We start from the raw sequence: 19,364 nt of genomic DNA on the forward strand, positions 1-19,364 counted from the left end.
CCGCTTTGCTCCCGCCGATCAGAAAAGATCGATCTGCGGTGCAACCAGCTGGGCAAAGGATTCACCGATAAAGGGTAAGATGGTATCGGCGACCGGCAGCAGCTGCTTATCCATATAGTGCTGGTAGTCGATGGGTGAACGCAACAACTCCACCGGCTCAGGCCCGCTCACCGTCATCACGTAAGCGACACTGTCGCCCACCGCATAGTACGCGGGCAAGCCCTGTGCGCTGCGCTGCAACTCCAGTTGCATGGCGGCGCGCACATGGGGCGGACGGTTGCGGATATAATCGGTCAGCGGCTGGCGAATACGGCGACGATAGACCAGCGCGGTATCGCATTCGCCGGATCGTAGCTGGTGAACCTGCTGCTGCAGCATTTGCTGCCACGGCTTTTCGTGGAAGATACAGGCATACAAGGCCTGCTGAAATTCACGCGCCAGCGGCGTCCAGTCGGTGCGTACCGACTCCAGACCACGGAACACCATGCTCTCGTGACCATCCGCCTGCCGCTTGAGCCCGGCATAGCGTTTCTTGCTGCCCTTTTCCGAATGCCGCATGCGCGGCATCAGAAAGCGACTGTAATGTGCTTCATATTGCAGTTCCAGCGCGCTGTCGATATCGAAGCGCATACGCAGCTGGTCGCACCACCAGCGGTTGAGTTCAGTGGCCAGACGCTCGCCGTGGGCATCGGTATCCACATCCGCCCAGTCATCTCCAAGCCAGACAAACACCGAGTCGGTATCGCCGTAGATCACGGTATGGCCGTAGGTGGCTTCGATATGTTCGGCGGTTTGCTGCAGAATCTGGTGGCCGCGCAGGGTAATCGAGCCGGACAGGCGCTGGTCGAAGAAACGGCACACCTTCGACCCCAACACGCCGTAGCAGGCATTCATCTGGATCTTGATCGCCTGCGACAGCGCCGAGTTGCCGTCACGCTTGGCGGCATCACGTGCCCGCCAAAGGCGCTCGATGATGGCGGGCAGCAGTGTGTGACGGCGGTCAAAGATGGCGTGGTGAAACCCCGGTACCAGCGCCTCCGGCGGTGCGCCTTCACGCGTGCCCATGGCCAGCCCCAGCGGGTCGATCTGGAAGCTGCGGATGATGCTCGGATACAGGCTTTTGAAATCCAGCACCAGCACGTGACGGTAGAGGCCGGGGCGGGAATCCATGACAAAACCGCCCGGCACTTCCAGATCACCCTGCCCCGAAGCGTACTCCGGCGCGACAAAACCGGCACGGTGCAGACGTGGCAGGTAGAGATTGTCGAACGCCTGTGATGAACCACCCACCTTGTCCAGCGCCAGCCCGGTCAATCGTGCCCGTTCCAGCAGATAAGGCACCAGCTCGGCCTTGGCAAAGATATCGGTCACCAGCCGACAGTCTTCCAGGTTGTAGCGCACCAGGGCAGCAGGGTCTTCCGCGTAGAGTCGCTGGATCTCCTGCCCACGGTCATCCGGCGTATCGATCAGCTTGCCACGGCCCAGCAGTTCTCGGGCCACATACTCAAGGCCGTAACGTTCAAAGTGCCAGGTCGCCCCCTTGAGCGTATCGATGCCATCCAGCACCACACGACCATTGAGACGGGCAAACCAGCGTCCGGTCTGCGACTGCTCCACCCGCAGCGGCTGCTCGTCCCGTCCAAGACACAGGCGCACGCCCAACGCCTTGGCGCGCTGATCCAGCACCCTCAGATCAAAGCCGATGACGTTCCAGCCGATCAGCAGATCCGGGTCCAGTCGACGTATCTGTTCCATCAATGCGACCAACAGCGCACGCTCGCCACAGCACGGGACCAGACCTGGGGCCGGCGCAATATCACCGTTGAACAGGACAACTTCCTGATCGCCACACTGCAACGCGATCGACAGGATGCGGTCGGCCCGCAGGGTCGTTTCTATATCCAGTGACAGTTGGGTCAGGCTGGGAATAAAGGAGTCCCGGACCAGCGCTGGACGCTGGCGCTTTGGGGCCATATTGATATCGGGGTCGGTTTTATCAACCACTCGGGCACCGGCAAAAATGCCACGCTCGATCAGGTAACGGTCAACCGGACGGACATCCTCTTCCATCAGCCCGATAGCGGCCTGCTGCAGACGCTTCAGCGCTTCATGCCAATCCGCCAGGTTGTCGGCATAGAGGCCGCAGACCGACTCATGAGCCAAGGAGTGCAGTGCCAGTGGTCGCAAGCTACAGCCGCGCAAGCCGGACAATAAAGCGGTCGCTTTCGCCTGGTCAGATGCCCGCATGAAGGCAACAGCCGACTCGCCCTCGATCACCACCTCTTCAGCGCCGGTCGCCGTGCGCAGCCAGTAGCTCAGTTGCAGACGTCCACGGTGGTCCCGCTGGCGACGGGTCAGCGGAAACCCGACCTTTGCGTCCATCAGCAGCCGAAAGGTTCCACCGTTTCCAGGTTGGGGAAGTGTTGCAGCAGGGTTGCACGGTCTGCGCGCTGGAACAGCAGCTTGAGGTTGGGACCGGCATCCATGGTGAAGTAGACCTGTAGCCCTTGGCTACGCAGCTGCCAGACCTTCTGCATTGCCGCCACCGACTCCGGTTGCCAATACAGTAGCGGCGGCCAGGAAGCGATCATAGTCGCGTGCATCGACAGTGCGTTCTGCTCGGCCGTCTGGCCCAACAGTTCGAAGTCTCGCTCGGCGATGGCCTGTTGCAGTTTGCCCAGATCAACCGCCGCCTGCAGCGGCCAGCTTTGGTACAGATGTGCGGTTTCAACCGTGCGCTGCATGCCGGAGCGGGAATCGGTGGCCTTTTCACCGGCATCAATTTCGACCAGACCGATACAGAAACCCGGCCACTGCTGCTCCAACTGAACACCATGGCTGTCCAGCCCGTCTTTACGCTGCCCCATGCGCCACTCGACAAAACCGGTGAACAGCGAACGGCAGGCGCTGCCGCTGCCCATGCGCGCCATGATGGACAGGTGTTCCGGCGGCAAGTCCAGTGCCAGCGCATCGTTCAGCGCCAGCGTGAGCGCGGCAAAGCCCGATGCCGAAGACGCCAGCCCTGCGGCGGTGGGAATGTTATTACGGGTTTCTACCTTGAAGTACAGGTTCTGATCGCGGCGGAACAGGTCGATGAATTCACTCACTTTCTGACTGAAACGCGCGCCTGGCTGCAACTGCTGGCCATTGAGCCACACGTCATCCACCTGCCCTTCGGTCGGAATCAGCCGGGTATGGCTGCCCAGATAATCCAGCGACACCGACAGCGATGCATTGATCGGCAAGTTGAGTTCACGGTCACGTTTACCCCAATATTTGCACAGGGCAATATTGCTGGGGGCAAACTGCTCGACCGATGCCGAGGCCTTGACCACTTTCGGCAACAGCCGATCAACCACGTCAGTTCGTTTCATAGCGGATCTCCACGCCCGTGGCTGCCACGGAGACCGGTATCGACTCCCAGGGCAGTTCGGATTCAACATGGCCCAGGGCCAATACACAGTCGCCCAGCCCGGAACCGGATATTTTCGCGCCCAGTACGCCGGGTTCGGCGCGCAAACGGTAAATCATTTCGGCCAGAGTTGTATCGCAGACGCCCAGAGCGTCCATCAGTCCCTGGTAAAGATTCATCAACTCGCCCAGCGCCGTCCAGTCCTGCTCGCATACGGCTCGCTCGGCCGCCTGGGTTGTCTGCCCCATCAGACGATACACACCGCTGTATAGCGCGGGCTGACGTGCGGCTTTCTGCTCCACCAACGCCAGTACATCCGGCGTTTTCATTTTATAGCCACAATAATAGAGCACGATCGGCGGCAACCCCGACAGCGGACGTATTTCACAGGGCGCAAGGCTGTAACCGATTACGCCGCCGTACAGACTGGCAGCCAGATCGGTGCCCGAGCCGCGACCGTTCTGTACCTGATGAACCGCCGCCAGCGCGATGCTGAACAGGTCTTCAGGAGCAGTGCTGTGACCGGCATGAGCGGCCAAGGCCGCCGTGGTTGCCGCCGTCACCGCCGCTGATGATCCCAGACCGACGGTATGGGAAAATCCGGCGCGGATACTCAGTTCGAAGCCCTGCTCCAGCTGCGCGGCATACTGTTCGATAACCGCCAGCACAAATGCCAATGCGGGCATCGGCACCAAATTATCCAGCGAGCCCTGGTACTGGCCCAGTGCACTGTCAATCAGCACTTGGCGGTCCGGGCGTGGCCGCAACGTCACCACCAGCCGCACATCCACGGCACAGGCCAGCGCCGGTTCGCCGAACAGCACGGCATGTTCGCCCATGAGCATGATGCTGCCGGGGGCGCTGACCTCAATCTTCGAGTATGCGGACACCTTCGCGATCCTCCTTCAACACGCCCCAGTGCCATTCCGGCTGCAGGGGCAGCTGCGCCGGGGTCATGCCCGTCGGCAACAGCAGCAACATGAGTCCACCCTGATCACCGGATACGGCACCGGCACCGCAGACCTTGGCGGCACCTCCGGCCTGCTCTACCTGTTCGGCCAACCGCTGCAGCGGTGCCGGCACGACCCCGATACGGGTCAGCAGGCGGTGATTACGGCGGATCGGTTCAAGCAGGCTGTCACCGGCGGCCAGGGCGCGTTCAAACTGGACAGTGGTTTCCGTGAATTCATCCCAGATGGCCGCGCCGGCAAAGTTGCGCCGCACCTGATCGACACAGGCACCGGTACTGCACGCAGGCGTACCGGTAAACAGCCAGAAAAAGCCTTCGCCCAGCCCCTGTGGCGGCAACGGCAGGCGCTCAACCTGATCACCCTGCACCCGTACCAGCCCACCGGAGCACACGGCGGCGGCATCAATGATACTGCCCCGACCATGCTGTAAACGTTCACAATGACGCACCTGCCGGATCAACTCATCAAGGTCGTCAACATGGCCAAAGAGCTTGAGCAGAGCCGCAATCAGTGCCGCCGAGGAGCCCATACCCGCACCGATGGGGATGTCGGAGTCGATACTCAGGCTTCCCTGGGGACGGATATCCAGACCGGATAGCACGCGCGCCATGTCGACGGCATAAAACGCCAGCTCGGCCGGTTTCTGCAGAATACGGGTAATGGGGAGTTCGCCGCGCAGGTAGCGCTCGAAGTGGCTATCCAGACGGCGGCGCAGGCTGGCCAGTTTGTCCAGACCGAGCACATGGGTCCGCTCCTGCGCATGCCAACTCAGCCGTGGCAGCTGATCAGGACGGTAATGGATGCGCATGTGCCGGTCCACCGCCAGCGCCAGTGCCGGTGCACCGTAGACAACGGCGTGTTCACCGCTGAGGATGATTTTCCCCGGCGCGCAGGCGGTGGGCATTAGCGAGGAATATATTCGCGTTTGTGGTGGCTGATACCGGCCAGACGGAAATGGCCAGTGGTGCCTTCCTCAAAACGATGCTCACCGCCATCGGTCGGCACCGGATGGCGGTACAGCTGCAGATATTCGTCATGGCTGATTTCACGGCGTGCAGCCAGCAGGTCGCGGTGACGCTGCAAATGCAGTGCCTCACGGTAACCGGCCACCACGGTGCCAGAGAAGAATTCGCCCACGCAACCGGAACCATAGCTGAAGAAGCCGATACGCTGACCGGACAGGTCTTCAATGGTATTTTCCAGCAGCGAGGTCAGACCGATGTACATCGAGGCGGTGTAACTGTTACCGATGATGCGGTTATACAACAAGGTGTCGCTGATCTGGGCCTCCTGCTCATCGGCAGAGAGTCCGGCCTTGGTGTGGCGCACCAGCTGCTGATGGGCTTTCTGCGCCATGCGGCTGAACGGCAGGTGATAACAGAAACGGCTGAAATCGCCAAAACCATAACCACTGACTGTGCTGAAGTTATCCCAGGCCTTTTTCAGTGCCTTGAGATAGATCTTGGTGGAATACTTGCCATCAACCAATGCCGTCGAGCGGTAGTTGGGACGCCAGAAGTCCATCACGTCTTCAGTGTAGTTGCCGACTTCAGGATCGATGCTGACCAGACGCGGATTGGCACTGACCAGCATGGCGACGGCACCGCACCCCTGCGTCGCTTCACCCGGTGTATCCAGATCATAACGGGCGATGTCGGAGGCGATCACCAGTACCTTGGTATCCGGCTTGCGAGCCACCAGCGCACAGGCCATCTGCAAGGCAGCGGTGGCGCTGTAGCACGCCTGCTTCAGCTCGACCACGCGACAATTGGCGTTAAGCCCGAGCAGCCGGTGGACATAGATACCGGCCGCCTTGGACTGGTCGATACCGGTCTCGGTGGCGAACATCAAGGTGCTGACCGCATCGGGACCTGCCCGTTCGATCAACGGTAATGCTGCACTGGCCGCCATGGTGACGATATCCTCGTCAGGCGCTGCCATGCCCATCTTCTCCTGACCGATGCCGGTGTAATACTTCTCGGGATCCGTGCCCTGAACCTCTGCCAGCGTCTTCAGATCGAGAAAGTAGTTGGAGGTGTAAAAGCTGATTTCGTCAATACCAACAGACATACTTGACCAGGGTCCTCAACGCTCGTGGACAATAAGCGCCCTGTTTCGGAACAGCGCCGCCATATCCGGCGTACCGAGCAGAAACATCGCAGTGATAAATTCCCGTCGCAGCCGTTCAATAACGGTTACAACGGCTTCGGCAGACTCCATCGCCGGCTGCAGCAAGGGGGCTGCCATACCGCACAACGAGGCGCCGAGTATAACAGATTTGGCCATATCAATCCCATCTCTGAGACCACCGCTGGCGATCAGCGTTGCACGGTCAAGGAATGGCTCCGCCTGTTGCAGTGCCAGAGGCGTCGGTAGCCCCCAGTCCTGAAAGCGCAGGCCGATCTCGTCACCGTCGTGACGGCGATGATGTTCGATCCGGCTCCATGAAGTGCCGCCACTGCCGGCCACATCAAAATGGCTGATACCCTGCGCCAGCCCCAATGCGATATCGGCCGCCGACAACCCGGCCCCCACTTCCTTGAGCATGACCGGGACGCTGAGGTGCCGGCTGATAGCGCCCATTTTTTCGGCCACGCCACGGAAATCGGTATCCCCTTCCGGCTGTACCGCTTCCTGGAGTGGATTGAGATGGAAATAGAGTGCATCCGCTGCCAGCACATCCACGGCACGCTGACACTTGTCCAGATCAAAGCCGTAGTTGAGCTGCACACCGCCCACGTTACCGATCAGTACTGTGGTGGGCGCATGTTCACGCAGGGCAAAACTGGCCTCGGCAGACGGGTGGGTAAACATCACACGCTGCGAACCAACTGCCATCGCTACGCCGCATCGCTCGGCCGCAATGGCAAGATTGGTGTTGATGGTCCGCACCAGCTCATGGTCGCCACCGGTCATCGACGAGATCAGCAACGGAAAGCTGAGGCGCTTACCGAGGAACTCGGTACTCGGATCGATCTGGTCCAGCGCCACTTCGGGCAGGGCCCGGTGGGTCAGCAGGATCCGATCGAACCAGCGGCCATCACGATCCGTCGCCGGATCATGTTCGATGGCACGTATGTGTTCGATCTTGCGCTCGTTGGTCGGGTCGGTCATGACCGCTCCATTTTGATATGGGCTTCCATCAATTCACCCGGGTTGGTCTGCGCCGCCAACAGCGACAGCTCACCACAAAGCACGGTTGCCGCACAGATTGCGGCCAGACGGCGGGCATTGGCCCCCGGTTCGCGCTCTTCACGGCACCCCAGCTGACGCAGATTGTCTTCAACAAAATCGATGCCCTTGCCGTTACCTACCGAACCGACAATCAGGTTGGGCAGAGTGCAGGAGAAATAGAGGTCGCCATTGCGCACTTCGGCATGAACAACCCCCTGAGACCCCTCAATGATATTGGCGGCATCCTGGCCGGTGGCCAGATAGAACGCCAGCAACATGTTGGCATAGTGCGCGTTGGCGCTGCGCAGGCCTCCGGCGATCAAAGTACCTATAAGGTTTTTCTTGATGTTCAGATCAACTACTTTTTCCGGCGTGGTTTTTAAGCGGCGCTCGCAGACATCACGCGGGATCAGAATTTCACTTACCACGTACTTGCCACGTCCCAGAATACCGTTGACCGCAGTGGCTTTTTTATCGGAGCAGTAGTTGGCCGAGATGGAGCTGTAACGCAGTTGCGGATATTCGGCAAGAATCCAGGGAATCAGTTTGTCGGCAGCGTTGGTCACCATGTTGTGTCCGGACGCGTCACCGGTGGTGAACTCAAGGCGCAGGTAGATCAGGTTACCAACTACCTGGCTGTGCATATCGATCAGTTTGGCAAAGCGACTGCTGGTTGCGACCACTGTGTTGAGGTCGTCCTTGCGCGCCTGTAGTGACTGTATCGCTTGATGTGCCGCAAAGGCATCATCCGCTTCCAGCAGGATTGAACGGGTCATGCGTTCATCGATCACACTGGTGACGATGCCCTTTTCGGTCAGATTGGACACCCGTGCACCACGGCCCACCGATGGCCAGAGCGGTGTCTCGTAGGTGGCCAGGGGCACGCTGAGTTTTTCGTCAACCACATGTCCGCTGATCTTGATCGGCCCGACCCAACGCATCGGGATCGGGGCTTCCAGTATTTTGTGTGACTTCATGCTCGGCGCATCCTTTGAATAAAAAAGGGCTGCCATACGGGCAACCCTTCAAAAAGACCTCAGGCTGCGCGGGATTTTAAGCCACCCGCGCCGAGGGATGCAATTATTGCCCGTTCTGGGCAACCTCGACCTGCTGCTCAGGTGCCTGTTCTGCCACCGGCGGCAGTGTCACCCCCAGCGCTTCAAGCAGCTCACCGGTGCCGGTCAGGATACGCAGCTTGGCCACCTGACTATCGACACGGGCTTCAGCCAGCTGATTTTTCGCAGAGAACACCTCGTTTTCGGTATCCAGCAAGTCAAGCAACGAGCGCTGGCCGATGTCGAACTGCTTCTTGTAGGAGTTACGGGTATCTTCACTGGAGCGTACATGTTTTTCCAGATGCTGGAGCTGACGCTGCAGGATCTCATGCGCATTCCAGGACAGCTCGACGCTCTCGCGAATCTGACGCTGGGCATCACGCTGAATCGCCTGAGCTTCACCGATCTGGTGTTCGGTCTGACGGATACGGGCCTTGTCCGCGCCACCGTTGAACAGGTTATAGCGCATGCGCAGCATGGCGGTCAGGTCTTCATCATCACCTTCGACACCGTCGATATTTTCATCCCAGCGCCGTTCCACTTCGAAATCCAGACGCGGGTACATGCGACTCTTGGCAGCGTCTCGCTGGGCCATGGCCGCTTCCACATCTGCCTGCGCCAGACTCGCGACCGGCTGGTTGGCCAGCCCCTTGGCCACGGCTTCATCCAGAGACGTCGGTAGGGTCAGCGTCTCGCTGTCGAATGTATCCATGCTGTCCGGCACCGGCTGACCGACGATGCGCCGGTAGTTGGCCTGGGCATCACGCAGGTTATTCTCGGCCGCCAACATGTTGACTTCGGACAACGCCAAACGCCCCTCGGCCTGCTGCAGCGAGGCCAGAGTGCCCATACCGGACTCGGAACGACGGCGGATCTGGTCATACAGAGTGACATGGTTGTACAGGCTTTCCTTGGCCAAGGTCAGCAACTGCTGACGGCGCATCACTTCCAGGTAGGCACGACTGGACGACAGCACATAGCGCTGAGCCGTGTCCTTGTAATTGCTTGCACGGGAAGCAGCACGGGCCTGCTGGCGTTTAACTTCACTGCTGGTAGCAAAACCGTCGAAGATCATCTGGTTCAAATTGAGTCGCGCTTCACGGCGGTTCAGCTCTACATCGTCATTACTGCCTTTCTCCGTCCACTCATAGCCGTAACCCAAGGTAGCATCCAGAGTCGGATAGTAACCGGCCTGAGCCTGGCGAATTTCCTGAATGACCGCAGCGTAGTTCTGTAACGCCTGCTGTACCTCGGGGCTTTGCCCGATATTGTCCACGACAACATCCTGTAATGTGGCGGCGGACGCCAAATTTGAAATGCCCACGCTCAAGGCCAGAGCCAGCACCGAGTGTTTAAATTTCATATCCCTGCTCCTGCGTTGTGATCGTTGAGGGCGCTTGGCCGCTCAACGTTAAAATTAGCTCAATCCGGTCACGCACGCCGGATTTTTCCAGAATGGAGCTGACATGAGCCTTGACCGTGCGTTCGGTAATATCCAGCTGTCGTGCAATCTTCTTGTTGCTGTCGCCCCGTACCAACTCACCCAGCACCTGCTGCTCACGGGCACTCAGGTTCCACTCCGCCGCGTGGCTGATCACCGGCGACTGCCGAGCCAGCAGGCGTTTGAGCAGCCCCTGCATCAATTCAGGGCCGGTCCAGATGTCACCTCGTGCAACGGTTTCAACAACCTGCGGCAACAGTTCCGGCTGGATATAGGTATTGGCATACCCACCGACACCTCGGCTCAGCAATGCTTCGCCCTCTTCCGCCGTGGGATGATCCACAAGCGCAATCAACGCCGCATCGTTTTGCAACAGCCGGTCACGCTGCTCCGGCTGCAAGGCGCTCCAATGCACAACCAATAAGGCTCCAGGATCATGCGTTTTGGCGCTGATAGCAGCAAAGCTGTCACAGCTTCGAACCGTTATTGATAACGCCGTTTGCCAACGCTTGATCAGCTCTGCATTCGGTGCATACAGGTATACATGCATGTCTAACGCTCCGTCAGTGCGCGTTCCGTCGCACGATTGATCGGTTTTAAAATGTACTGCATGACGGTTTTCTTACCGGTGAGGATATCCACCCCTACCGTCATACCCGCCATCAGTGGCAACGGTGCCGCTGCAGTGCCCAGATAAGGAGCCGCAGTTTCCAGACGCACGAGGTAATAGGGTAGCTTGGCTTCGGGATCCATAATGGTACCCGGCGAAATAAACACCACCTTGGCATCCAGGCCGCCATAGATGGCAAAGTCATAGGCACTGACTTTGACCACAGCAGCCTGACCCAAACGGATATTGGCAATATCAGACGGTTTAAGTCGTGCCTCAACCAGCAGCTTGTCCTCGAACGGCACAATACTGAGCAGCGGGTCACCCGGTTTGACCACCCCGTCAATGGTATTGATCATCAACTGCTTGACTGTTCCCTTAATCGGCGCACGCACCTCGGTACGGCTGATCCGGTCCTGCATTCCCGACAGCGCCTGTTCCAGACGGACCTGCTCGGCCACAATCTCATTCAGCTCTCCACGCGCCACATTGCGGAACTGCAACTCCATTTCCTCCTGGCGCTGACCGATCTCGCTGATCGTGGACTGGATGCGTGGAATGCTCAGTTCAATACTGGATATTTCACCGCGCAGGTCATTGACCTGACGCCGCAAGCGCAGATATTCCACTTCAGAGATCACGCCCTCTTTCATCAGCGGTTCACTGATGCGTAATTCACGCAGTAATAGACCGTAACTGCGACGCAGTTGATCGATGCGAGATTGCGCTTCAATCAACTCCTGTTCACGCTGCTGACGCTGCTGATCCAGCACCGACAAGTTGCTTTTCAGCTCGTTCTGCCGCGAACGGTGCAGGCTTAGCTCCTGGTCCAACAGATTGCGGTACTCGGGACTGAAATCGGCCGGTATCTGAAAATCCTCGCCATTGGCTTCGGCTGACAACCGGGCTGCACGTGCCTGTAGTTCCACCGCCCGCACCTGATTTTCGCGGAATGAGCTGGTGAAACGCTTGTCCTTGATCTTCAGCAACACCTCATCGCGTTCGACCAGCTGGCCTTCACGCACCAGAATCTCGGCCACTATTCCGCCTTCCAGATTTTGCACGACCTGCAACTGGTGAGAAGGAATAATCTCGCCATCACCACGGGCAATTTCATCCAGTTCAGCCCAATTGGCCCAGACCAGTGCCAAGATGATGAACACGGCTCCCGTCCATAGCAGCAAGCTGGCCCCTCGGGGAGCTTGCTCCAACATCGCTTCACTGATGCTGCTGGTATAACGGATATCGCCCGCCAGGGGCCTGACCTTACGTCCCATTAGCGTTTCACCTGCAATCGACCCTGCTTCAGTGCTTCAAGCACGCTCTCCTTGGGCCCGTCCGCGACCACCTTGCCCCCATCAATTACGATCAGACGGTCCACCAGATCCAGTAACGACATCTTGTGAGTCACCATCACCAGCGTTTTATCCTGTGCATAAGTCTTGAGCTGGCGGCGCAGATATTCCTCGGACGCGTTGTCCATCGAATTGCTGGGCTCATCCATAATCATGATCGACGGTTCATGTAGCAACGCCCGCGCCAGTGCCACTGCCTGACGCTGACCACCGGACAGCGCGCTGCCGCGCTCGCCTACCGGCATGTCAAACCCTAACGGGTGCTGATTCACGAAGGTCTCCACACCGCTCAGACGCGCCGCCTGCAGAATTTGGACATCACTGGCTTGAGGCAAACCGATGGTGATGTTGTCCCGCACAGTTCCGGCAAACAGCATCACGTCCTGGGGTACATACCCCACACAACGGCGCAGATCCGAAGGCTCGATCTGATTGAGGTCGATGCCATCAATGGCGATCGCCCCCTGGGTCGGGGAATACAACCCCAGCAGCAGTTTCTGGATACTGCTCTTGCCTGAACCGATCCGTCCGATCAACGCCACCTTTTCCCCCGGCTTGATACGGAAACTGATCGCCTTGAGGGCACCGTATTCGGTACCGGGGTAGGTAAAATCGACCTCCTGAAACTCAATGCCGCCACTCAGTTCAGGTCGGTGCAGATAACGGCGTTCGGCCTCATGCTCATCCGGCAGTGCCATGATTTCATCCAGCGTCTTCAACGCCTTGAGCGACTGTTCATAATTGGCAACCAGGCTCGCCACCTGCGACAGCGGTGCGATGGCACGCCCACTCAGAATAACGCAGGCAATCAGTCCCCCCATGGACAGGCTCTGTTCCATGATCATGTACACACCGCCCACCACGATCAGGACCGATGCCAACTGCTGGATAAAGGCTGCAAAGTTGACCACCGAGGCTGACAGCATTCTGGATTTCAGCCCCCAACGTGCGATGTAGCCAACCGCTTCTTCCCAGCGTGCCTGCATCGGACTGGCGGCACGCTGGGTTTTCAGTGTTTCCATCGCCGTCAGCGCTTCAACCAGCGTACCGTTCTTTTGTGCCGTGGAGCTGAAAGTACGCTCAATGGATTGACGCAGGCGCGGACGCACCGACAGGGTGTAAATCAATATCAGCGGTACCGCCAATGCCGGTACGATAACCAGTGGCCCACCAATCAAACCGATCACCACCAGAAACAGCAGCATAAAAGGGATATCGATCAGAACGGTATTGGTGGTTGAGCTAAGGAAGTTACGGATACTCTCGAATTCGCGCAAATTACTGGCAAACGCCCCAACGGAAGCGGGCATCGCGTCGTACCGCACTCCCATGACCTTCTCAAACAGCCGGGCCGAGAGCAGCACGTCCGACTTTTTGCCTGCCACCTCAATGAAATAGGCACGCAACATTTTCAGACCGAAGTCGAACAGATAAACCACCAGGACACCGATCGCCAGCACCCATAGTGTTTCTACCGCATGGTTGGGCACGACCCGGTCATAGACATTCATCACGAACAGGGGGTTGGCCAATACAAACAGATTGATCAGCACCGATGCTACCAGCACATCACGGTAGATACGCGCCGAACGCCAGAGGGTACTCCAGAACCAGTGCCCTTCACGGTCGTCGAGTGCACGACTGCTGCGCTCTCCAAACTGATACTCGGGGCGCATGAAAATGACGTATCCGGTATAGGCCTGATCCAGCTCTTCCAGTACGAGCCGACTGACCCCGCCACTTTCCGGCTGAAGAATTTCGGCTTCGCCCTGCTCAAGATCCAGTGACTGCAGAATACAGGCACCTTCATTCTCCAGCAGCAGTACCGCCGGCAGCAACAGGCTGGATAATTGATTCAGCGGCCGCTGAACCAGTTTCGCCGCAAAGCCTCCCCGTGCCGCGGCGCGAAGAAACAATTTAGGGGTCAATCGACCATCAACCAATGGCAAGCCCGAGGTCAATACCTGAGCGGAGCACGGCCGACGGTTATGTTCTGTCAGTAATACCAGACATTGTAAAAGAGGATCCCGCTCAACATCCATGCATATGGCGTCCCAAAAGAATTCTGAACTACTCTAACAAGTGTTTTAATACAGTAAAAGCATTGATTTGAAGTTACAGCCAACCCAAGTGCGCTACACTGGCAATTACTAAACAGCATAGCTCAGGATCTGCTAAATGCTTTATGCCCTGCGAGATGATGCCGGCAAAATCACGGCACTGACTGACCGCCCACTACCCGATGCACAGACGGTACAGGCGTCCGACCCCGACGTAATGGCATTTCTGTCACTGGATGGGGCAGATTTTACGGCATCCGACTTTCTGGATGGCTCCGACCTTTCCACCATTCGAATCCTGGAAGATTTGATCAACACCCTGATCGATCGCCAGATCATTCGCTTTACCGACCTGCCGGTGGCTGCTCAGCACAAGCTGTTGAGTCGAAAAGTGGCGCGTACGCTGGCCAATCCGGATACTGCTGAAAGTGATAGCGAAAACGTACACCAGAATAGCTGGTTTCTACGTGAAGATGATCAGTTGTTCTGATCCGGTAAGGGCGGCATAAGCCGGGTTCGGACCTGCAATGCAAGCCGCTCGGCCAACGTCTGATAGCGTTGCTGCTGACGTTGCGTCAACGCAGCATATTGCAGCCCATGCAAAATATCGTCACACCGCCGAATCCCTTCAACCGGTTGCCCTGCCGATGATTGCCGGAGCAGCTCCAACTCCGTCTGCACCAGATTAAGCCCGACACTCGGGTTTCCAGGCTGAGCCTGGTAGGCCGCTATGAAATTATCTCGTGCCGGCGTCAATGCTGCCTTACGAAACTGTTTCATGCCACGGATATTGGCACTGGCCCAATCGATGCCCGCCATTTTCGGCGTCAACGCATGACGTACCGCCAATGCGTGCGACGCAGATTCACTCTGCTCAAGGCCATCAGTCAGTTGATCCAGCCACTGCGCCCGACGCTCCAGCGGCAGCTCTTCAAACAGACCCAACGCCGCACGTCCGGCCTGCTCGGCTCGCACCCGATCACCGCACTGACGCAGCAGATCAGCCAACAGCAGGCGTGACCTGAACTGCGCTACCGGATCATGATCAAAATCTTCAACGACCTGTTCCAGTACCTGTATGGCTTCACGCTCGGCCTCTTCCGCCGGTGGCCCCTGCAAATTGTCCATGCGTGCCTTCAGTGCCTGCGCCAGAGCGAAGTAGTTCTCGGGGCTCTGGAAAGCGGAATAACGCCCGAACCGTACTGCCGCACGGAACGAATCCACGGCCAGACGCCAATCCTTCACCTGCGCAGCCGCATGGCCCTGTGCAGACTGCAGAAAAGCCACCGATGGCTGTAACAGAACCGACTTGCGCAACAGGATGACCGACTGCTGCAGATCGCCTTTCAACCGATGCAGACGCGCCAGCCAGTTGAAGGCATCCACACACACCTGCTGCTGCCTAATCACCCAGGCCAGAGAATCTTCCGCCTGAACCAGGTCGCCCTGATGATAGGCAGCCACGCCGACCCCCACGCGCATCCAGTGCTGATCACGCTCGCTCAGCAACCTGTCGAATAAGGTCCGCGCCTGTACGTAACGCCCAAGCTTCAACAGAATAATGCCCTGAAGGCGTTGCAGGAAAATTCTCAGTGCCGGAAATTGCTCAAGCTTTTGCTCACACAGGGACAACGCTTCCACCCAGTGCGCCTTGTCCATGCATACGTCCAAAGGGCTGAGCGCCAGCTTGAGGCGTAACAGCCGTTCCAGCGACAGGCGTACTTGTGCTTCATTGTAAGGTTTATCAATGCAAAGATCGGGCGAGGATTCGAGTGAGCCGAACATCAGTGCAGCAGCATCCGTGTCTGCAACCAGAATGTAACTGGTTCCATACCGGTATAACCCTTCTGCCTGCGCTTCATACATCAGCTGCAGCCCGCTCTTTTCTCCCTTGCCCAGGTCATAGACCATAAAGCACAGGTCTACGGACTCTTCTCTCAGGATAGACAGCGCCATGTTGACTGAAGAGGCAACCATTACCTGGCCGACACCCAGACGCAACAGCAGCTCACGTAATGTGCGCAGGTCGTCGTGGCGCTTATCCAGTATGAGCGCTTTCTTGGCAGAGAAAATAGTATCCATAGACCTACACTATCAGGGGCTTATGGAAAAATAGCATGCAGTTACACATGGAGCAAAGTTTCATATCCGCCTATAACTTAGCGCATCCATGCATGAAAAAGGCCATGCCGGTACTACCGACATGGCCTCGAAGGATCAATCAACCGCGTGATTAATCGTCAAGCAGGTTACGACCCTTGCTCGCAGCAATACGCATGCGCAGGGCGTTCAGCTTGATGAAGCCTTCAGCATCTTTCTGATCGTAAGAACCTGCATCGTCTTCAAATGTCGCAATGCTTTCATCGAACAGGCTATCTTCAGAACGACGACCGACCGCACTGACGCTGCCCTTGTACAGTTTCACACGCACATCGCCATTCACATTGCGCTGGCTGAAGTCGATCATCTGCTGCAGCATCTTGCGTTCTTCAGACCACCAGAAGCCGTTATAGATGACCTTGGCGTAACGCGGCATCAGCTCGTCTTTCAGGTGCGCAGCTTCACGGTCCAGTGTCAGCGACTCGATGGCACGGTGCGCCTTGAGCATGATGGTGCCCCCCGGCGTTTCATAGCAGCCGCGGGATTTCATGCCAACAAAGCGGTTTTCAACGATATCCAGACGACCTACACCGTTGGCACCGCCAACCTTGTTCAGGTATTCCAGAACCGTCGCCGGAGACATCTCCTGACCGTCGATGGCCACGATATCGCCCTTGCTGTAGGTCAGCGTCAGGTAAGTCGCTTCATCCGGAGCCTGCTCAGGGCTGACACTCCAGCGCCACATGTCGTCTTCCGCTTCCGCCCACGGATCTTCCAGAATGCCGCCTTCGTAGGAGATGTGCAGCAGGTTGGCATCCATGGAGTACGGGGACTTCTTCTTGCTGGAACTGAAGTCGACCGGAATGTTGCGCTCTTCGCAGTACTTCATCAGCGTTTCACGGGACGTCAGATCCCATTCACGCCAGGGCGCAATCACTTTTACGCCCGGCTTCAGCGCATACGCACCCAGCTCAAAGCGGACCTGGTCATTACCCTTGCCGGTCGCGCCGTGAGAGATGGCGTCAGCACCGGTCTCGTTGGCAATTTCGATCAGACGCTTGGCGATCAGCGGACGAGCGATAGAGGTACCGAGCAGGTATTCACCTTCGTAGATGGTGTTGGCGCGGAACATCGGGAAGACGAAGTCACGGACGAACTCTTCACGCAAATCTTCGATGTAGATCTCTTTCACGCCCAGGGCTTCAGCCTTGGCGCGTGCAGGTTCAACTTCTTCACCCTGACCCAGATCGGCAGTAAACGTCACTACTTCACAGTTGTAGGTGTCCTGCAACCAGCGCACGATTACAGAGGTATCCAGACCGCCTGAATACGCCAGGACGACCTTTTTAATGTCGGACATGTTGCTGCTCCAGAAACAATTGCCGAATGCCCACCATGGACATCCGGCCGCTAAAATTCACTCGGTACTATGTCACTAATATATCAGAAAGCGTCTGACCTCTGAACCGTCGTAAACACTACTCACGCTCAAGGCGTACGGCAACACGGCGGTTGCGCGCACGGTTATCCGCCGAAGTGTTGGCCACCACCGGATAACGTTCACCGTGATAGCGTGTCGTGATCATATCGTCCGGCACGCCCTGGCTGATCAGATAACGGGTGACTTCTTCGGCCCGCTTTTTAGACAGGTCTCGGTTAAGCAGTCGGCGACCGTAATTGTCCGAATGCCCATCAACATAGATCGACTTCACGCTGTCGTCCGTTTTCACATACAGAACGATCAAGTCCAGTCGTTCACGGGTCGCATCCGACAAGCGCCAGGTCGCCGACGGAAACAACACCGCCGTACGCGCCACCTGGCGATAGTTCACCGGCAGCAATGTCGTCAGACAATTCAGATAGTCGTCATAGGCAGACTGGAAATTGGCTGCAGATATACCGATCTCAACCGGCTCGCCACTTTGAAACCACTGATCGCTGGAAAAGGTCGGCGTCATGCCCCGGTGCAGCGCCACCAGCATCTTGTTGGCCGCATCGCTTTCCAACTGCACGCCTCCGTGCCGTTCATCAACAGCCACGCGGGCAATGCGGAACGGTGCCATGCCGGGCTGCCAGGGCGATGCCCGCGCCACCAGCAACGCGTCCCCGTCCAACTGATCAATCTGCGTCGGCCGCAGTTGAAAGCGCAAGGATTCGCCAGCTTCATGCTCGAACAGGGCACGACCGAACGAAGGCACTACCTGACTCAGGCGGCAAAAGAAACGCGACGTTTCCATCTCCCATACCGACTCATCAATCGAGGCCCGAAACACAACCGCCTGCGCCAACCCCGGCAACAACAGCATCAGCAGTAAGGCAAAACCACGGACTTTCAACTTGGCCGTCTCCACATGATCATATCCTTGCACTATAGCGGCAGCAAAGTCCGCGGGTTAAGCCTATTTTGACGCTGCAAGCCAGGCTGTTAGAATGCCTGCGGCCTCTCCCAACTTGCAAGTAAGGATTTTCGTGACCCATCGCAACGCCACACCTCATCCGATGGCAGACCGCTTTCGCGGCTTTTTGCCTGTTGTTGTCGACGTCGAAACGGCCGGCTTCAACCCACGTACCGATGCTCTACTTGAAATTGCCGCTGTTACGCTCACCATGGATGAAAATGGCTACCTGATGATCGATCAGAGTTACGCTGCCAATGTCATCCCGTTTCCGGGTGCCAATCTTGAGCCCTCGGCACTGGAATTCACTGGCATCAACCCTGACGACCCGGCACGCAACGCCATTGCCGAACAGGATGCACTGGAAAAGATTTTCAAGCCGATCCGCAAATCAATCAAGTCCCACGGCTGCACACGGGCCGTACTGGTTGGCCATAATGCCTCGTTCGACCACAGTTTTGTCACCAACGCGTCCGAACGTTGCGACATCAAGCGCAACCCGTTCCATCCCTTCTCGACCTTTGACACCGTATCGCTGGCAGGACTGGCCTATGGTCAGACCGTACTGGCCAAAGCCTGCGACATGGCCGGCATCGACTTTGATGGCAAACAGGCCCATTCAGCGCTGTACGATACCGTCAAAACAGCCGAGCTGTTCTGCACCATCATCAATCACTGGAAGGATCTGGGTGGCTGGGACATGGTACTGGACACCCGGGACTGAATTACAGAGCCATCCACAGATGTGAGACACAAAAAATCCGGAGCCCGATAACAGGGACTCCGGATT

At 57.7% G+C, this 19,364-nt stretch carries 16 protein-coding genes; 2 read left to right on the forward strand and 14 right to left on the reverse strand.

Features of this window, described 5'->3' with window-relative positions:
• Nucleotides 1-18: 18 nt before the first annotated feature.
• From CLV44_RS02395 to CLV44_RS02445, 11 genes are all read right to left on the reverse strand, one after another.
• Nucleotides 19-2,382 carry a DNA polymerase II gene (locus CLV44_RS02395; RefSeq protein ID WP_106590502.1) on the reverse strand — a complete coding sequence of 788 codons (2,364 nt, stop codon included), beginning with the start codon at nt 2,380-2,382 and terminating at the stop codon, nt 19-21.
• A complete protein-coding gene (gene mvaD, locus CLV44_RS02400) occupies nt 2,382-3,374 on the reverse strand; it encodes a diphosphomevalonate decarboxylase (protein WP_106590503.1) in 993 nt (330 codons plus the stop codon). The genes CLV44_RS02395 and mvaD overlap by 1 nt, the downstream gene beginning before the upstream one ends.
• Nucleotides 3,361-4,302, reverse strand: a complete 942-nt coding sequence (mvk, locus tag CLV44_RS02405) for a mevalonate kinase (protein WP_106590504.1) — start codon at nt 4,300-4,302, stop codon at nt 3,361-3,363. Before mvk ends, mvaD begins: the two co-directional genes overlap by 14 nt.
• A complete protein-coding gene (locus CLV44_RS02410; protein WP_106590505.1) occupies nt 4,280-5,287 on the reverse strand; it encodes a mevalonate kinase family protein in 1,008 nt (335 codons plus the stop codon). The genes mvk and CLV44_RS02410 overlap by 23 nt, the downstream gene beginning before the upstream one ends.
• Complete coding sequence (locus CLV44_RS02415; protein WP_106590506.1) at nt 5,287-6,453, reverse strand: hydroxymethylglutaryl-CoA synthase; 1,167 nt, start codon at nt 6,451-6,453, stop codon at nt 5,287-5,289. Before CLV44_RS02415 ends, CLV44_RS02410 begins: the two co-directional genes overlap by 1 nt.
• Before the next feature lie 15 nt (nt 6,454-6,468).
• Complete coding sequence (gene fni / locus CLV44_RS02420) at nt 6,469-7,497, reverse strand: type 2 isopentenyl-diphosphate Delta-isomerase (RefSeq protein WP_106590507.1); 1,029 nt, start codon at nt 7,495-7,497, stop codon at nt 6,469-6,471.
• Nucleotides 7,494-8,534, reverse strand: a complete 1,041-nt coding sequence (locus CLV44_RS02425; protein WP_106590508.1) for a hydroxymethylglutaryl-CoA reductase — start codon at nt 8,532-8,534, stop codon at nt 7,494-7,496. The genes fni and CLV44_RS02425 overlap by 4 nt, the downstream gene beginning before the upstream one ends.
• A gap of 103 nt (nt 8,535-8,637) precedes the next feature.
• Nucleotides 8,638-9,975 (reverse strand): TolC family outer membrane protein, encoded by a 1,338-nt coding sequence (locus CLV44_RS02430; RefSeq protein WP_106590509.1) that lies wholly within the window; start codon nt 9,973-9,975, stop codon nt 8,638-8,640.
• Entirely contained in the window at nt 9,965-10,603 is a 639-nt protein-coding gene (locus CLV44_RS02435; protein ID WP_106590510.1) for a response regulator transcription factor, read from the reverse strand. The genes CLV44_RS02430 and CLV44_RS02435 overlap by 11 nt, the downstream gene beginning before the upstream one ends.
• Before the next feature lie 2 nt (nt 10,604-10,605).
• Nucleotides 10,606-11,940 (reverse strand): HlyD family type I secretion periplasmic adaptor subunit, encoded by a 1,335-nt coding sequence (locus tag CLV44_RS02440; protein WP_106590511.1) that lies wholly within the window; start codon nt 11,938-11,940, stop codon nt 10,606-10,608.
• Complete coding sequence (locus CLV44_RS02445; RefSeq protein ID WP_106590512.1) at nt 11,940-14,060, reverse strand: type I secretion system permease/ATPase; 2,121 nt, start codon at nt 14,058-14,060, stop codon at nt 11,940-11,942. The genes CLV44_RS02440 and CLV44_RS02445 overlap by 1 nt, the downstream gene beginning before the upstream one ends.
• A 136-nt stretch (nt 14,061-14,196) precedes the next feature.
• Here CLV44_RS02445 and CLV44_RS02450 point away from each other — a divergent pair, with 136 nt between their 5' ends.
• Complete coding sequence (locus tag CLV44_RS02450) at nt 14,197-14,568, forward strand: hypothetical protein (RefSeq protein WP_106590513.1); 372 nt, start codon at nt 14,197-14,199, stop codon at nt 14,566-14,568.
• Here the strand turns inward: CLV44_RS02450 and CLV44_RS02455 are convergent.
• The 3 genes from CLV44_RS02455 to CLV44_RS02465 form a co-directional block, all read right to left on the reverse strand.
• Nucleotides 14,556-16,160, reverse strand: coding sequence for a tetratricopeptide repeat protein (locus tag CLV44_RS02455; protein ID WP_106590514.1), 1,605 nt, complete (start codon nt 16,158-16,160; stop codon nt 14,556-14,558). The two genes, CLV44_RS02450 and CLV44_RS02455, sit on opposite strands and share 13 nt — an antisense overlap.
• Before the next feature lie 151 nt (nt 16,161-16,311).
• Nucleotides 16,312-17,538: an argininosuccinate synthase gene (locus CLV44_RS02460; protein ID WP_106590515.1), complete on the reverse strand. Its 1,227-nt coding sequence runs from the start codon at nt 17,536-17,538 to the stop codon at nt 16,312-16,314.
• A gap of 118 nt (nt 17,539-17,656) precedes the next feature.
• Entirely contained in the window at nt 17,657-18,529 is an 873-nt protein-coding gene (locus tag CLV44_RS02465; RefSeq protein ID WP_245912571.1) for a flagellar protein MotY, read from the reverse strand.
• A gap of 148 nt (nt 18,530-18,677) precedes the next feature.
• On the opposite strand from CLV44_RS02465, the gene rnt reads away from it, so the two are divergent.
• Nucleotides 18,678-19,298, forward strand: a complete 621-nt coding sequence (rnt, locus tag CLV44_RS02470) for a ribonuclease T (RefSeq protein ID WP_245912580.1) — start codon at nt 18,678-18,680, stop codon at nt 19,296-19,298.
• Nucleotides 19,299-19,364 lie beyond the last annotated feature (66 nt).

Origin of the sequence: Marinobacterium halophilum (genome assembly GCF_003014615.1) — a bacterium.
GTDB lineage: Bacteria > Pseudomonadota > Gammaproteobacteria > Pseudomonadales > Balneatricaceae > Marinobacterium > Marinobacterium halophilum.

Bases quoted from the DNA above. Each gene is read 5' to 3' on its own strand.
- CLV44_RS02445 (WP_106590512.1), bottom strand. From the start codon at position 14,060: ATGGATGTTGAGCGGGATCCTCTTTTACAATGTCTGGTATTACTGACA.
- CLV44_RS02450 (WP_106590513.1), top strand. From the start codon at position 14,197: ATGCTTTATGCCCTGCGAGATGATGCCGGCAAAATCACGGCACTGACT.
- CLV44_RS02395 (WP_106590502.1), bottom strand. From the start codon at position 2,382: ATGGACGCAAAGGTCGGGTTTCCGCTGACCCGTCGCCAGCGGGACCAC.
- CLV44_RS02430 (WP_106590509.1), bottom strand. From the start codon at position 9,975: ATGAAATTTAAACACTCGGTGCTGGCTCTGGCCTTGAGCGTGGGCATT.
- CLV44_RS02425 (WP_106590508.1), bottom strand. From the start codon at position 8,534: ATGAAGTCACACAAAATACTGGAAGCCCCGATCCCGATGCGTTGGGTC.
- rnt (WP_245912580.1), top strand. From the start codon at position 18,678: ATGGCAGACCGCTTTCGCGGCTTTTTGCCTGTTGTTGTCGACGTCGAA.
- CLV44_RS02440 (WP_106590511.1), bottom strand. From the start codon at position 11,940: ATGGGACGTAAGGTCAGGCCCCTGGCGGGCGATATCCGTTATACCAGC.
- fni (WP_106590507.1), bottom strand. From the start codon at position 7,497: ATGACCGACCCGACCAACGAGCGCAAGATCGAACACATACGTGCCATC.
- CLV44_RS02460 (WP_106590515.1), bottom strand. From the start codon at position 17,538: ATGTCCGACATTAAAAAGGTCGTCCTGGCGTATTCAGGCGGTCTGGAT.
- CLV44_RS02455 (WP_106590514.1), bottom strand. From the start codon at position 16,160: ATGGATACTATTTTCTCTGCCAAGAAAGCGCTCATACTGGATAAGCGC.
- CLV44_RS02435 (WP_106590510.1), bottom strand. From the start codon at position 10,603: ATGCATGTATACCTGTATGCACCGAATGCAGAGCTGATCAAGCGTTGG.
- CLV44_RS02410 (WP_106590505.1), bottom strand. From the start codon at position 5,287: ATGCCCACCGCCTGCGCGCCGGGGAAAATCATCCTCAGCGGTGAACAC.
- CLV44_RS02415 (WP_106590506.1), bottom strand. From the start codon at position 6,453: ATGTCTGTTGGTATTGACGAAATCAGCTTTTACACCTCCAACTACTTT.
- mvaD (WP_106590503.1), bottom strand. From the start codon at position 3,374: ATGAAACGAACTGACGTGGTTGATCGGCTGTTGCCGAAAGTGGTCAAG.